The 13,603-nt window shown below is 68.9% G+C and carries 13 protein-coding genes; 9 read left to right on the top strand and 4 right to left on the bottom strand.

Annotation, left to right across the window (positions count from 1 at the left end; all coding sequences use genetic code 11):
- Window positions 1-471 precede the first annotated feature (471 nt).
- A complete protein-coding gene (locus LCE31_RS26215; protein ID WP_225018305.1) occupies window positions 472-1,011 on the bottom strand; it encodes a GNAT family N-acetyltransferase in 540 nt (179 codons plus the stop codon).
- Window positions 1,012-1,183: 172 nt separating this feature from the next.
- On the opposite strand from LCE31_RS26215, the gene LCE31_RS26210 reads away from it, so the two are divergent.
- The 9 genes from LCE31_RS26210 (at window position 1,184) to LCE31_RS26170 (ending at window position 9,214) form a co-directional block, all read left to right on the top strand.
- Window positions 1,184-1,492 (top strand): hypothetical protein, encoded by a 309-nt coding sequence (locus tag LCE31_RS26210; RefSeq protein WP_225018303.1) that lies wholly within the window; start codon window positions 1,184-1,186, stop codon window positions 1,490-1,492.
- 38 nt (window positions 1,493-1,530) lie between these two features.
- Window positions 1,531-2,244 (top strand): hypothetical protein, encoded by a 714-nt coding sequence (locus LCE31_RS26205; RefSeq protein ID WP_225018301.1) that lies wholly within the window; start codon window positions 1,531-1,533, stop codon window positions 2,242-2,244.
- A complete protein-coding gene (locus LCE31_RS26200) occupies window positions 2,244-2,969 on the top strand; it encodes a hypothetical protein (RefSeq protein WP_225018300.1) in 726 nt (241 codons plus the stop codon). The genes LCE31_RS26205 and LCE31_RS26200 overlap by 1 nt, the downstream gene beginning before the upstream one ends.
- Entirely contained in the window at window positions 2,966-4,867 is a 1,902-nt protein-coding gene (locus LCE31_RS26195; RefSeq protein WP_225018298.1) for a carbamoyltransferase C-terminal domain-containing protein, read from the top strand. Before LCE31_RS26200 ends, LCE31_RS26195 begins: the two co-directional genes overlap by 4 nt.
- Window positions 4,864-6,129 (top strand): MFS transporter, encoded by a 1,266-nt coding sequence (locus tag LCE31_RS26190; RefSeq protein ID WP_225018296.1) that lies wholly within the window; start codon window positions 4,864-4,866, stop codon window positions 6,127-6,129. The genes LCE31_RS26195 and LCE31_RS26190 overlap by 4 nt, the downstream gene beginning before the upstream one ends.
- Window positions 6,130-6,250: 121 nt before the next feature.
- Window positions 6,251-6,685, top strand: coding sequence for a hypothetical protein (locus tag LCE31_RS26185; RefSeq protein ID WP_225018294.1), 435 nt, complete (start codon window positions 6,251-6,253; stop codon window positions 6,683-6,685).
- 152 nt (window positions 6,686-6,837) lie between these two features.
- Entirely contained in the window at window positions 6,838-7,668 is an 831-nt protein-coding gene (locus tag LCE31_RS26180) for a hypothetical protein (RefSeq protein WP_225018292.1), read from the top strand.
- Window positions 7,668-8,648, top strand: a complete 981-nt coding sequence (locus tag LCE31_RS26175) for a hypothetical protein (protein WP_225018290.1) — start codon at window positions 7,668-7,670, stop codon at window positions 8,646-8,648. The genes LCE31_RS26180 and LCE31_RS26175 overlap by 1 nt, the downstream gene beginning before the upstream one ends.
- Window positions 8,645-9,214 (top strand): hypothetical protein, encoded by a 570-nt coding sequence (locus tag LCE31_RS26170; RefSeq protein ID WP_225018288.1) that lies wholly within the window; start codon window positions 8,645-8,647, stop codon window positions 9,212-9,214. The genes LCE31_RS26175 and LCE31_RS26170 overlap by 4 nt, the downstream gene beginning before the upstream one ends.
- A 42-nt stretch (window positions 9,215-9,256) precedes the next feature.
- Here the strand turns inward: LCE31_RS26170 and LCE31_RS26165 are convergent, their stop codons facing one another.
- The 3 genes from LCE31_RS26165 to LCE31_RS26155 are packed head-to-tail and all read right to left on the bottom strand — an operon-like array spanning window position 9,257 to window position 13,435.
- Window positions 9,257-9,829 carry a DUF6262 family protein gene (locus LCE31_RS26165; RefSeq protein ID WP_225018286.1) on the bottom strand — a complete coding sequence of 191 codons (573 nt, stop codon included), beginning with the start codon at window positions 9,827-9,829 and terminating at the stop codon, window positions 9,257-9,259.
- Complete coding sequence (locus LCE31_RS26160) at window positions 9,826-12,417, bottom strand: tyrosine-type recombinase/integrase (RefSeq protein WP_225018284.1); 2,592 nt, start codon at window positions 12,415-12,417, stop codon at window positions 9,826-9,828. Before LCE31_RS26160 ends, LCE31_RS26165 begins: the two co-directional genes overlap by 4 nt.
- Window positions 12,341-13,435, bottom strand: a complete 1,095-nt coding sequence (locus LCE31_RS26155) for a tyrosine-type recombinase/integrase (RefSeq protein WP_225018282.1) — start codon at window positions 13,433-13,435, stop codon at window positions 12,341-12,343. Before LCE31_RS26155 ends, LCE31_RS26160 begins: the two co-directional genes overlap by 77 nt.
- Window positions 13,436-13,603: the final 168 nt, after the last annotated feature.

Genomic DNA, 13,603 nt, shown 5'->3' with positions numbered 1-13,603 from the left:
GTTATCTAGTGCTGTCAAGCATCACAGCAGGTCATAGGCAATACAAACTTTCAGACACGTGAGGCATGTTGGCGTAAGCCTTTGTTGGGGTCAGCGGTGGGTTGCGAGGAAAACGCGACCATGTTCGTAGCAATCGGCAGCACAGCTCAGACCGCGCGTGCGGAAGCGGGGAGAGGTCGCGGCGCATGTTCTTGACGGCCTTGTGGGTGCGGCCGGAGGCGCCGCGACTTGGAGTTCGGCCTAGGCGATGAGGCCGGGGGGATGAGGCCGGCGTAGTGCCCACAGGGCGACTACAGCAGCATGGGCGTACTGCTGGGCGGCGTTCCGTGGGTGGCCGAGGGCGCGAAGACGTTGGCAGTGCGGGCGCATACGGCCGCTTCGGCTGGCCCGCAGCAGGGGCGGGGACTGACACGGTGCTTCCGCTCCGTTTCCAATCCCCGATCCTACGAGCGGCTTCTTACCGCAGGCGCCCTACTTTCCTGTGTCGCTCCACCGGACCTCGCCGTCCTCCACTACATCGGATGTCCTCAGCCCGAGCGCCCGTGCGATGCCCATCGACGCGTCATGCCCTGGATGGATGTATGCGGCCAGGCTGCCCACCCCTTGGGTACGCAGCCAGGACGCCATGGCAAGCGCTCCTTCGCGCCCATAGCCCTTGTTCTGGTAATCGACACCGACCACCCATGCGAGCGACGCCTCAAGCGCGTCCCCGGCGGCCGGCCGGTGCAACGTGGCCTGGACTGTGCCGATCAGCTGCCCGTCCGAGGTCCTGCGCAGCATCCAGTTCAGCCACCCTTGCGTAGCATCCGGCGACTGGCCCGCCGACTGGCGCTCGTACTGGGCTTCGAGTTGCGCGAGTGAGCTGGGTGTCCCACCCGTCCATGTATGAAGCCGGACATCGTCGAAGACGGACACTGCCTCACGTGCGTGCTCCACGCGGAGCGGTTCCAGAGAGAGGCGCGGCGTCGTCAAAGGAACCGCGGCGAGCCAGGGGGACGGGTAAGCGAGCATCGGCGCAACGTAGCGCGGATCCGCGCGGCGAAGTGAGCCGAATCAAGCCAGCGTTGGTGGCCGATCACACACTGTTCGAATTTGCGTCCATCGCCGTAGCTTCGTCTTCTGTCATGCACCAAAAAGGCACCAACTTGCGGCGAGGCGTACTCGACCGCGCATGGAGGCTTGTATGACCCCCAAGACGGAACAGCCCACCTCCCTCGACTCCCAGCTCGACGCGGAACTCGACGCGGCGGCTCTGGAGGCGGCGCTTCCGACGCTGACGGCGAAGCTGGCCGGCCTGTCGGCGGCGCTGACCGATGACGAGCGAGCGGTGCTCAGCAGCATCGTGACCTCGTCGAGCCTGCACTTGAAGGAGCTGCAGGACATCAACGTCGAGGCCGAGTACATCTTCTCGAAGCCGATCTCGGCGGCTGCCACCCCCGAGATCCGCATGGAGCTGCTCAACCTGCCGAAGACCCTCGGCTTCACCGAGTAACAGCCAGAACCCCATAGGAACAAACGGAGGACCCCGCGATGGAGCGTCTGACACTGGTGGACAGGCTGTCTGAACTGTCCTCGGAACTCACCGCCGCAGAGCGGGAGAATCTCAAGTTCCTGCTGAGCATGGCCGCTGGGGGACTCCTCAGCGGCCACGCCCAGAGCATTCCCGCACCCCTGCGGGAGACCGCGCTGACGACGGCACAGCGCTCTTTGCCCAGGCTGCACGGCAGTGAACGGCCCCAGTTCGATACCGGCGTTGTGTTCTGCGGTCGCGGACCGTTCTTCTCTGACGAGGACATCGCAGTACTCAACCGCGAGTCCCTCAGCTACCGGCCGCGTGCCGAGCGCTTCCACGACCATTACGTAGCTTCGGGCGCCCCGATCGCGCGAGAGCTCGCTCTCTCACAGTCGGTCAACGACTTCCTGGCGTCCAGGGTCGGACCCGTCCTGCCCACCTACAAGGCGAACTACCTCTACTACGACGAGCCCGGACTCGGCATCGACCCTCACGTGGACAAGGACGAGTTCTCGCTGAACGTCCTCACCATGCTGGAGCACCGCCCGGACACTCGGCACTCCGAGCTGATCCTGTACCCACCGGAGCAGGACGCCATCCACGTCCACCTCGAGCCCGGTGAATCACTGGTCTTCTTCGCCGACAGCGTCACCCACCAGCGCACCCGCACCGTAACCGGTGAGGCGATCAGGCTGGTGTCTTTTGGTTACCGCACGATTGGGAGTGTGTGATGGCGGAAACCCCCACCATGGGGCAGCGGCTCGCTGACCTGCACCGGACCCTCACCCCGGCCGAGCAGGCCAACCTGAAGCTCATCCTCGGCCTGTCGGCCGGCCAGCTGGTCCCGGACAAGGATCCGGGCTCCGAGAAGGGGCGCCAGGCCGTGTCCGAGGCCCTGGAGCTCCTGTGCCCGTACGACGTCGTCGACCCGCGCGGCATCCAGTACCGGGGACGGCCCGCTTTCCTCACGGACGAAGTGCTCCGCTCGCTCACCGACGAGGCGGTCCGTGTCGGGCAGACGGCCGTGCCCTTCGACGAGCACTACCTCGGGTGCGGTGGCCCAGTGGCGGACCGGCTCGCCGTCAGCGACGAGCTGGCGGAACTCGTGACCAGCGTGGTTCCCAAGGCCGAGGCGACCGGGATCGCGAGCTACCTGTTCTACCGCGACGCTGGCCAGGGCATCATCCCGCACATCGACACCGACATCTTCTCGCTCAATGTGCTCATGATGCTCGAACACGAGATCCCTGACGGGCTCACGCAGCCTTCGGCCCTCTACATGCACTACGCCGACGGGACCGAACAGCGCGTGCAGTTGTCACCCGGCGAAGTGGTCATCTTCCTGGCGGGTACGCAGGCCCACAGCCGTACCCCGATCCAGGAAGGCGAGCGCGTCAGCATCCTCACCTTCGGGTTCATGCCCGAGGGCGCCCCCCTGGAGAACTACCGCAGGTGACCATCGCTCTCGGAATCCACTGCGGACACGAGACCTCGTGCTCGGTCGTCCGGGACGGTCAACTGGTCTCCGCCATCCAGCAGGAACGCGTGACCCGCCGCAAATACGACGGTCAGGAGTTCCTCTCCAACCGGCTGCCGATCCAGGAAGCCCTGCGCCTGGCCGGGACGACGATCAATGAGGTCGACGTCATCGTCAGTTCCTTCCAGGCAGCGGGCCCCTCCGGCGTCGGCCTACAACGGCCGCTGATATCCCCTGGCTTCTCAGCGTTTGACCCCTTCGACCCTCGCCACCAGGTCGTCTCACATCACCTGGCGCACGCCGCGTCGACCCTCTACCCGTCAGGGCTGTCGGAGGCGACAGTTTTAGTGTCGGACAGTGCCGGTACGACCTCCCGCGACGGGGCCGACTTCTACCAGCCGTTCGCCCAGTTCTACGCGAGCTACTACGCCGACGTGTCCGACACCGCGGTGTTCACCGAGATGCGCTCGGTCTACACCTTCCACAACGGCGAGTTCACGCTCCTCGACCGCGACTACAGTCAGCCGCACAACCAGCCGGACGTCTTCGTGCAGAGCGAGGCGAGCCTCTACGACAACGTGGCCCGCTACCTTTTCCGTACGGAGCATGCCCACGGCCAGCTGATGGCCCTGGCTGGCATCCCCGTGGACCGCCCGGCCAAGCTGGTAGCAGGGGACATCGTCACCGCCGACTCGCCGCCCAGGTTGAAGAATGGGTGGCAGCTGTTCGAGTCCGGCAGCGACCCGCTCGACTCGACGGACGTTGCCGCCGCCGTGCAGGACGCATTCACCCGCCTCCTCACCCACCACGCGCAGCGCGCCGTGGACCTCGCAGGCCACCCGGACCTGTGCGGCGCCGGAGGGGTCTTTCTCAACCTGACGGCGAACAGCGCGATCGCCGGCCTCCCGGGCGTCCGCAGCCTGTACGTGCCGTCGTGCCCACACGATGCCGGGATCTCGGTCGGCGCCGCCTTCCTCGGCTGGGCCCGCACTGCACTGGGCGCCGTCACCACGCGGCGCGTGCGGGGGGACTTCCTCGGCCGCCCTGCGGAGGCCATCACCACCAGTCATGCGGTCGGCTACGGATACGCGCCCCTGACACCGCCAGGCGACTCGGGCGCGAGCGCCACCCGCGCCGGCGAGGTCCTTGCTCAGGGAGCGATAGTCGCCCGCTACGCGGGACGCGCCGAGTTCGGCCCCCGGGCCCTTGGCAACAGGTCTCTGCTGTGCCACCCCGTCGCCTGTGCGGACGCGCGGGCGAAACTGAACCGGCTTAAGAAACGCCAGGACTGGCGGCCCGTCGCGCCCATAGTGCGAGAAGAGGACCTGTCCACTTACTTCCTCGGGCCGGACGAGTCACCCTTCATGAACTTCAACTTCCACGTCCGCGACGAGTACCGCGACCTCCTAGCCGAGGCGGTGCACGCGGACGGCACAGCACGGGTGCAAACCGTCACCATGAACGACAACTCCGCCATCTACACACTGCTTACCGTCGTCGCCGGACACGGCCAACTGCCGATCCTGATCAACACCTCTCTCAACGGGCCAGGCCAGCCGATCATCGACTCAGCGGTCGACGTACTGGAGTTCGTCCAGCACCCGGTGGTGGACCACCTCCTCAGCGACGACTGCCTCTTCGCCACCCCTGCCGCCGGGCCGATGCCGGTCCGGCGCCCGGAGTCGGTCGTCATGGCAATGTTCGGGTCCGGCACCACGGCCCGATACGTGCTGAGCAACGAAAAGACGTCCAGCCCCGTGGACCGGCAGCTCTTCCTCGACCTGTGTGAGCACGGCAGGGCGCTCGCCGACAGAGGCTCTCAACTGGTCCTCGACTGCCTGAGCACCGGCCTGCTCGTAGAGGCCGAGACACGATGACCACTGACGTGAACGCGGGCGCCGCCACACCGCAGCAACGGCACAAATCGCTCGAAACCACACTGCCCGTCGCGAACTTCATCTCCTACTTCGCGATCGCCGCAGTCGAGTTCGCCGTGCCGTTCGTGGCCGTGGCCACGCTCGGCGCGACGTCACTGGTCATCGCCGCCCTCGGCATCTGCCGCTTCGCCCCCCAGGTACTGCTGGCTCGCACCGCCGCGCTCATCGTCGAGCGCTACGACCAGCGGACGGTCATGCTCGGCTCGGAACTACTCCGTGTCGTCGCCTTTCTCCTGTCGGCACTCGCTCTCGTGGTCTCCCCCGGGTGGGGATTGGCGATCTTCGCCCTAGCGAACATCGCCCTGGCCTGCGGATCGATCCTGACATCCGTATCCACGCAAGTCCTCGTGCCGGCCGTCTTCGCGGACAAGGCGCTGCCCAAGGTGTACGCCAGACTGGGCATCGCCGAGTCCTCGGCCGACGGACTCGCGCCCTTCCTCACCGGCCTGGGACTCGGCGCACTCGGTGTCTCCCCCACCTTCGGCGTGGCCGCGGCCCTTGCCGCCTGCGCTTGTGCCCTGCTGCTGCGCATTCCTCGCATCCGCGTTCCGGCCGACGAGCCCGAGGAAGGCGAGCCCCAGGCCGCCTCACGCACCACGCTCCGTCGTGGCCTGCGATACAACCTGGACACGCCTCCCCTGCGGATCATCACGATCTGGGCCGTGTCTTACAACCTCGGCCAATGCATCATCGAAGCCCTCCTGCTCATCGCACTCCTCAAGCAAACACCCATCACTGCGGCCAGCTACGGCGTCATCAGGACATGCGCGGTGCTCTTCGCCGTCCTCGGCGCCTACCTCGCCGAGCGCCTGCCCACCCGCCTGCGCTCTGGCCTAGGCACATCCATCTTTGGCTGCGGCGCGGTCGCCGCGTACGCGGTCACGGGGATCGGCGCCTACCTCGGCGGAATGACGGGACTGGCGCTCGTCATCGCCGGCTTCATGCTCGACGAGTTCTGCTCCGGCGTGGCACTTGTCCGCATCCAGACCCTCCGCGCCCGGACGATCGCCCAGAAGGACCGGGCGATCGCGACCGCCGCCTACCGCGCCCTCAACCTGACAGCTGTTCCTGTCGGCTTCGCCCTAGGCGGCCTCGCCGGACTTTTCCTCACCCCCGCCAGTATCCTCTTGGCGGTCGGCCTCCTGATGCTCCTTCCCGCTCTCCTCATCCTCTCCCGCTCTGTACGCACATCGGCCGACTGACACCCGCCGTCCGTTTGTCTCGCCTATGCCGTAGGCACCCGTCATGCCCATCGCAGTCCGCTCACCAGTAACCTCGCGGGCAGCGTGGCCAGTTGTCGTACCCCGCCGCCATGATGAGTCCATGGGCGACTCCCGAAGCGTTCCCGCACTCCAGGGCCAGCAGATCCCCGCCTGGGCCGGCACCGTCGGACCCGGCTGGGCGCCCCTGCTCGACCAGCTCCACCGCGACCTGTTCGCCCTTGATCCCGGCTACCGCATCGAGTCGTTCGCCGTGAAGTTCGGCGGCCTGCGGATCACCGTCGCCGACCGTTTCCCGGATGGCGAGTTCGACGGGGAGTTCGCCGACCGGACCACCGCCCTGACCGACGCCGCCGAGACCGCCTCGGAGAACGCCTGCGACGAGTGCGGTGCCCCCGGCCGCATCCGTCTGCGGGGCGACGGACAGCGTGTGTGGATGCAGGCCCGCTGCGAGACCTGCCGCACCACTGTCACCAGCTGCCCGGCCCCTCCAAGGCACTCTCTCGGACCCCTATCACAGGTTCACCCGAAAGGGTGAACCTGTGATAGGGGTCCACGTCGAACGCCGCTCATCAGTGCTGATGGGGCGTCATTTCAAGGAACCGGCCCGGCGTTCGAATACATCCGCATGCTGCGTTCATGTGATTACGATGCGTGCCCGTCCGAGTTGATCTCTGATGGGACCATGACATGACCTATACCGATGAGGATGTCCGCGAGGGCCGCCGCCTCATGGACGAAGGCCGCGAGAACAGGCTGGCGCTCGGCGACAAGCTGCTGGCGGTCGCCGGGCTGAACAACGACAGCGTCTTCGAGGAGTTCTGCGGCCAGATCGGGCTCGCGCCCGCCACGGGGCGGGACTACCGCCACACCGCCCGCATGGCCACCCCGGCGATCCGGCAGTTAATCGCCGACGGCGCCGTGCACGTCAGCTACAGCACTCTGCGTGAGGGCGCCCGGCTGCGGCCCGGCGGCTTACCGGCGGACGAGGGCTTCACCAAGCTCCGGGCTCTGCTGAAGGAGGCTCGCGAGGCCGGCCGCGACCGCGTCACCCACGCGTACTACCAGCAGGTCCTGGGCACCGCACCCGCCCTCAAGGAGCTGGTGGACCCTGGCTCCGGGGACTCCACCAAGCTCATGGCCTATCTGGGCGGCCTGAGCGGCGGCGAGCGGGAGAAGATCGTGTGCTCGCTGCTGGCCGACGACGCGAGCTTACGCACGTCGGTCCGCCGGACGATCGATGCCCAGCGCCGGCGGGAGCGTGACCGCGAGGAACTGGACGGCGCCGAGCCGGCCGGGCAGTGGATGCCGCTGGCCCGGGCTCTGGTGGCCCTCGGCGACCAGGCCAGCGGGTTCGTCAACCGTCACCCGTCCGCCCAACTGGTCGAACAGCAGCTGCCCGCGGCCCGGGAGGCGCTGGTGAAGCTGGAACTGGCCACCGCCTGGATCACGATGCGGCTCGACAGCGCGGCGAAGCCCGCTCGCGGCGGCCGCCCGGCGAAGGTCGCGGTGGCCGTGTGATGCCGCACATCGTCGAGGACACCGATGAGGGCCTGGAGGCCGACATCGCCGAGTTCGCCCGGCACAACCGCGGCGGCGGCTGGGCCTTGGCCCTGCTGGTCGTGCGTCGCGTCGAACCTGACGCGGGAAACGGCCTGACATTCGAACAGCAGGCGAAGCGTTTCGACCGAAACGCTTTCCGGCAGATCAGTGCCAAGGAGTTCGCGCGTCGCTCGAAGACCGCGACCAAACGGGTGCTGGCCCTGCGTGAGGCATGGATCAGGGCCGCGGAGGCGGGCAAGGTGCCCGCGCTGGAGCGTGTCCTTGCGGGCGAGTTCGTGGAGCTGCCCGATGCGGCCGAGGTGCCGTTCTACGGCGAGGACGGCTACTACCGGGGGTACGAGGCGCGGATGCCCAAGGGCGAGCGCCGCGACGCCCTCCAGGCCGAAGCCGAGCGGGCCGGGGTCAGGCCGTCCGCCCCCGTCTACGTGGCCCAGCACCCGAGCGCGGTCAAGGCCGCGGTCATCGCCGACGAGGTGACCCGCACCGCCGCCCTGGAGGGCATCGCCGAGCTCCGGCGCCGTGACGAGGAGACCCAGGACCAGGCGGAGGGCCAGGCCGCGCGGGATGTCGCGGAACAGCACGCCCGGGAACTCGACGGGCGGGCCGACAGCTGGTCCTCCCAGAGCGACGAGAAGGGGATGGACCCCGCCGCCGCTGCGGCCGCGGTGCGGGCCGCCGCCGAACCGGGCGAGGCCGATGCCGCCCTGCAGGTCTTCAACGAGCTGGCCCAGGTCAGGCTCGGGACGCTGCGGGTGCTGTCGCTGCTGCAGCGGCACCCTGTCCAGTTCACCGGCGAGAGGGGCAAGACCATCACCGAGCTGTGCGAGGCGACGAAGGCCGCCGTCGACTTCATCCGGGACTTGGCCGCCAGCCCGTACCAGGTCCTGGACGACGCCGCGTTGCGCGCGTTCCTCGAAGAGAGCGAGAAGCTGGGGTGAGCCGGGCCGAGGACAAGCCGCCGACCCGCGCCGAGCAGGACGCCGTCGATGTCCTGATGTGGCTGTACGCGCGGGCCGGCCACGAGGTCTCCTACGCGGACATCGCCGCAGGTGTCGGCCTGCCGGACGGCAACCGGCTCAGGTCGGCGGTCCGCAGGGCGCGCGTGGCCGCGGCCCACGACGGCCACCGGCTGGAGCAGTTCATGCGGTCCAAGGACCCGCTTCGGCGCGGGAAGATGGTCACCCGCTTCCACCGTGCGGGCCAGGGCGACGAGTTCGGCGCCCGGGACGCACTGCTGGCCTGCCGCAAGAGCGTGGCCTCCATGGCCGAGATGCAGCGCGCGTGCGCGTTCGAGGCGACCAACCCCAACAGCGTGGACGCCGAGGCGTTCTCGAAGATGGCCGAGACCGCCGACGGGGCGATGCGGATGGTCAGCGGCGTCGAAGGGCTCGGCAGCAAGGTCATGAAGAACCAGCGGACCATGACCCACATGGCGGAGCGGATCGCCGACCTGGAAGCCCAGGTCGTCCAGCTGAGCACGCGCCCGCCGGCGGCGAGCGCCTGACGGTGCGGGGTGCCCGGGACCGGCGGGGCACCCCGCACCGCTTCAGGTGGAGCGGTTGAGGTCCTTGAACATCTGCCGCCCGGCCTCCCGGACGGCGATCACCTCTTCCGCCGCGTCCGCCAGCTGCCGCTTCAAGGCGGTGTTCTCCGTGCGGGCAGCGGCCAGCTCGTCCTGGACCTTCTGGAGCTCGGCCTGCAGCTGGTCGATCCGCTGTGCGGCGCTTTTCGCGCCTTCCTGGTCCAGGGCGGCACCCAGGCCCCGCCGCACGGCCCGCTTGAGGCCGTCCCTCTCCTCGCGCAGGGCCTTGTTCTCCGCCCGCAGCAGTTCCAGGTCGGTGGCCAGGCTCGCCGCCGAGGCCCCCGTACCGGCCTCGCGCCGGCGCCGGGCGGACTTGGCCTGCCCCTTCATCGCGGCCTCGATGTGCTCGCGCACCCCGTCCGCGTAGACCAGCCAGTTGGACACCCCGGCCGCTCGGGCCACCCCCAGGAAGGTGACCGCGGTGCCGCTGTCCTTCATCTCGTCGAGGGCCGCCAGCACCTTGCCGCGTTTGGTCTGGCTGTCGCGTCGCCTCGCCTCCCGCAGCACGTCGCCGGGCGTGCGTCCGGTGGCGGTCATGCCCCGGCCCCGTCCATCTGTGGCCGTCGGACCACCGGCATCGGCAGTGCGACCGCCCCGCGTCCGGCCTGGGCCGCGCGAACCTTCCTCAGCACCGCCGACGCCTCCTCCACCCGCTCACGCTCCTCCGGGTCCATGGCCTCGACCTGGTCCCGCATCTGATCCACCCTCTTCTTGTACGCGGCAATCTCGTCGTCCATGTTGCGCACGACGAACTCGTCGACGTCCATCATGACCGCCTTCTCGCGCTGGGCCCGCAGCTGGCGGATGTGGTCCTCCATCGCCGGCAGGTAGGACGGGTCCGGGTGATAGGACGGGCAGCCCACGCACTGGAACCGGATCGGGCACGCGTGCCCGCCCGCCTTCACGTTCGACGGCTCGGTGCAGTTCCCGAACAGCACCTGCACCGACCCCCGCAGATAGGCTGTCTGCGACAGCGGGGTCAGGCGCCCCTTGCGGTCGGTGGTGTGCAGACGCATCACGTTCACCGCCTCCCGCTTCCGCTTCGCGGTGATCTTGTAATAGGCGGCCGTGGTGGCCTGCGAACGGTGGTCCATCAGATCGCGCAGCACGTCCGGGTCGATGCCCGCGTCCGCGTGCCGCTGGCAGAACGAGTGCCGGAACGCGTAGGGGAAGACCAGGGACTTGTCGAACGGGGCCCTCTCCCCGTCCTTGCCGAACTCCTCGGCCAGCAGGACCACTTCCTCATGGTCGGCCCAAGCGCGGATGATGTGGGCGACCTGCTCGGGCAGCAGGTGCCGCAGCTGGCCGTTCTCACCGGCCGGCGGGAACAGGTACCCCTCACTGCCGGTGGGCAGGTCCAGCGTCTCCCGCACGGCCAGCCACCGCTCGATGGTGGCGACCGTCTCCGCGGTGACCGGCAGGTGCCGCCGGTTGCGGCCGGCCTTGCGGTTGTCCCAGATCAGGGTCCGTTCCTTGCCCTCCCGCTTGAGGCAGTCGATGCGCAACTCGCCTATCTCGTAGGGGCGGCGGCCGGTGTCCCGCAGCAGCTCGTAGACGGCCCGGCACATCTCGTGGACCTCCCCGGGTGTCATGCGGCCGTGGGTGATGCCCTGGCCGATCAGCTGGATCTGGTCGTCCAGCTGGTAGATGACGTCCTCGGGCAGGGCCCGCCCGGCCTCGTCCTCCTCGCTCACCTCGTCCGGGGCGATCGCGTGGCTGGGGTGCCGGGCGAAGTAGGCCGACATCCCGCCCAGGTGCCCGGCCACCCTGCCGTAGTCCAGGACCTTGAAGAAGAAGCCCATCAGGCCGTTGCGGGCCTTGTTCTTCATCGGGGCACCGTCCAGCCTCGGCAGGTGCCGAAACGCGTCGACTACCGCGTTGATGTCGGCGAACGCCAGCACCTGCTCGTCGGCCCCGCCGCCGGGCCGCAGCGCGAGCGCCCGCGCGGCGGTGACGCAGGCGCGGTGAGCGCGTCGGACCTCGCCGGTATTCGGCTTCGTCTCGTCGATCCAGGCGATCAGCACTCTTCGCAGCCACGGCTGGGTCACCTCGGTCAGGTCCAGATCGCCCGGACGGCTGGTACGGCCTCCGCGCTTGCCGCGTACCCCGAGCTCGGTGAGGTCCAGCGTCGGCTGCTCGGACGGGTCGGCGCCGCGGAAACGGGCGAGGGCCGCGGCCACCACGCGGTGGGTCTCGCGCAGCAGCGCGTCGATGTTGCTTCCCGAGCGCCCGGGCAGATCCTCGGCGGGCAGCACGGCCACGCTGTCGGCGGCCTCGGCCAGGCGGGCGATCATCTGCCGGGTGGCATGCGGGTCGATCTTCTGCCCGCGCGCATCCCGCTGCTGGAGCGCGTACAGCACCTCCAGGCGGGCGAGCGGGTGCAACGGGGCGAGGGAGAACTGATGGACGGACAGGTAAGGGGCCTGCCGGTCCAGCCAGTCGGCCGGCACCCCCGCCCCCGCCACCCGGGAGGCCACATGCCGCCTGAAGAGGCGGTTGTGCTGGAAACACAGGGCGTGCGGGCCGCGACCGTCGAAGTGGCACCCGCGCACCCGGCAACTGGCCACCGGCAGGTACGGCTTCTGCCCGGCGACCCAGACCTCCAGCGCCGAGTGCGGGTCACGGTCCAGGTGCTTCTGCCGCAGCGAGGCGTGCGAGCTGCACAAGCCCCACGCGTGCGAATCGCGCGGACACCCCTCGACACGGCACCGCGCTTGCACACCGGTCATCGTCCGATTCCGCACCGGCACGAAGACCGCCTTGAACTCCTTCATCGACAGCCCGCTGACCCGCTGGGCCTTCGCGCAGGTCGTGCACAGGCTCTTGGCCCGCGCCAGCGCATCGCACGCCGCAGTGCCGCACCGGTACACCACCGTACGCGGATGCTCGACATCGCCGGTGAACACCAGCGCCTGCGGATCCCATTCGCCCTCGCGCCAGCCGTCCACCACCTGCTCGCGCAGCCACGCCGACCACCGTTCGGCCTCCAGCGGCGCCCATGTGGCCGATCGCCCGTCACCGGCCGGCCGCCGGTGCAGCGGCACGACGTTACCCACCGTGTTCCACCCTCCCCTGACGGCGCCGGGCTGCCACCAGCTCGACGGCGTCGCGCTTCTCCTGGTCACTGGCATGCGAGTAGCGGTCCTGGGACGCCGGCGACTGGTGCCCGGCCAGGTCCTGGCGCACATCCCGCGGCACCCCCTTGCGCCGCCACCGGGTGATCGCCGAGTGCCGCAGCATGTGCGGCCTGGCCCGAAACCCCGCCCGCGTCGCCAGCCGCTTGAACAGCTCGTAGGCGTTGTCGTAGCGCATCGGCCGGCCCAGCGGCGCGCGGAACAGGTTGACGAACACCATGTCGCTGGCCTCCGCCTGCGCGACCGCCTCCCGCTCGTAGCGGTACTCGGTGTACAGGCCGACCGTGTCCTCGTCCACCGGAATCCAGCGCGGCTGTACCGACTTGGCGAAGGCATTGTTGCTGTTGACCCGGCGCCGCACGTGGACGTGCGGCCCCGTGACCTGGCAGCCCAGCAGCCGCGAGTCGGGCAGGAAATGCATATCCTCGCGCCGCAGCCCCAGCGCCTCACCGATCCGCATGCCCGTCACCGCAAGCAGACCCACCAGGAACCGGTCCCTGGCGTGCGTCGTCACGACGAGGAGCTGGTGGACTTCCTCGTCGGTCAGCCACTCGTAGCCGGGCACCGCCACCCTGAACTTCAGGCGCCGGCCCTCGATCTGGAGGTTCTGGCCGTCCTCGCCCGGATCGAAGCCCGCCGGGGCAAAACGCAGGAACCGGGGCTCCACCAGCATCGTCACCACCGTGGCCGGGACACCGAGCCCGGCCAGCGAGCACCACCGCAGGAAGTCGGTCATCGTGCCCGTGATCTGGTTCGCCGTGCCCTTCTCCCGGTAGCGCCGCCCGGCCCCCGGCGGGCGGCCACTCGGCACAAGCGGCTCCTCCACCAACCACCGCTGAAACGCCATCAACTGGGCCAGCGACGGCTCCGTCCACTCGACGCCGAACTCCTTGCACCACGACAGGTACAGAGCGACCCGAGGAGCGTACGTCCTGCCGGTGTTGAACTCCCGCCCTGCAAGGAACGAGCACGCCTGCGCGTGCAGTTCGAAGGACTCGTCGACAACCACCCACCGGACACTTCCGTCCGCGGACACAGCACGCTCAGCGCGGTAGTGACGGCGTAACACATCTGCTGTAACCAACGTGCCTTAACACCCCCCCAGATATCGTGCAGGCAAGTAGAGATCCACCCTACTTGCCTCACGTACCTGAAGGGAATCACTCACCCTAGATAA

Source organism: Streptomyces sp. 8L (genome assembly GCF_020176795.1).
In the GTDB taxonomy this organism is placed as follows: domain Bacteria; phylum Actinomycetota; class Actinomycetes; order Streptomycetales; family Streptomycetaceae; genus Streptomyces.
Note: the sequence above shows the minus strand (reverse complement) of the source record. Positions and strands in the feature narration are given on the sequence as shown.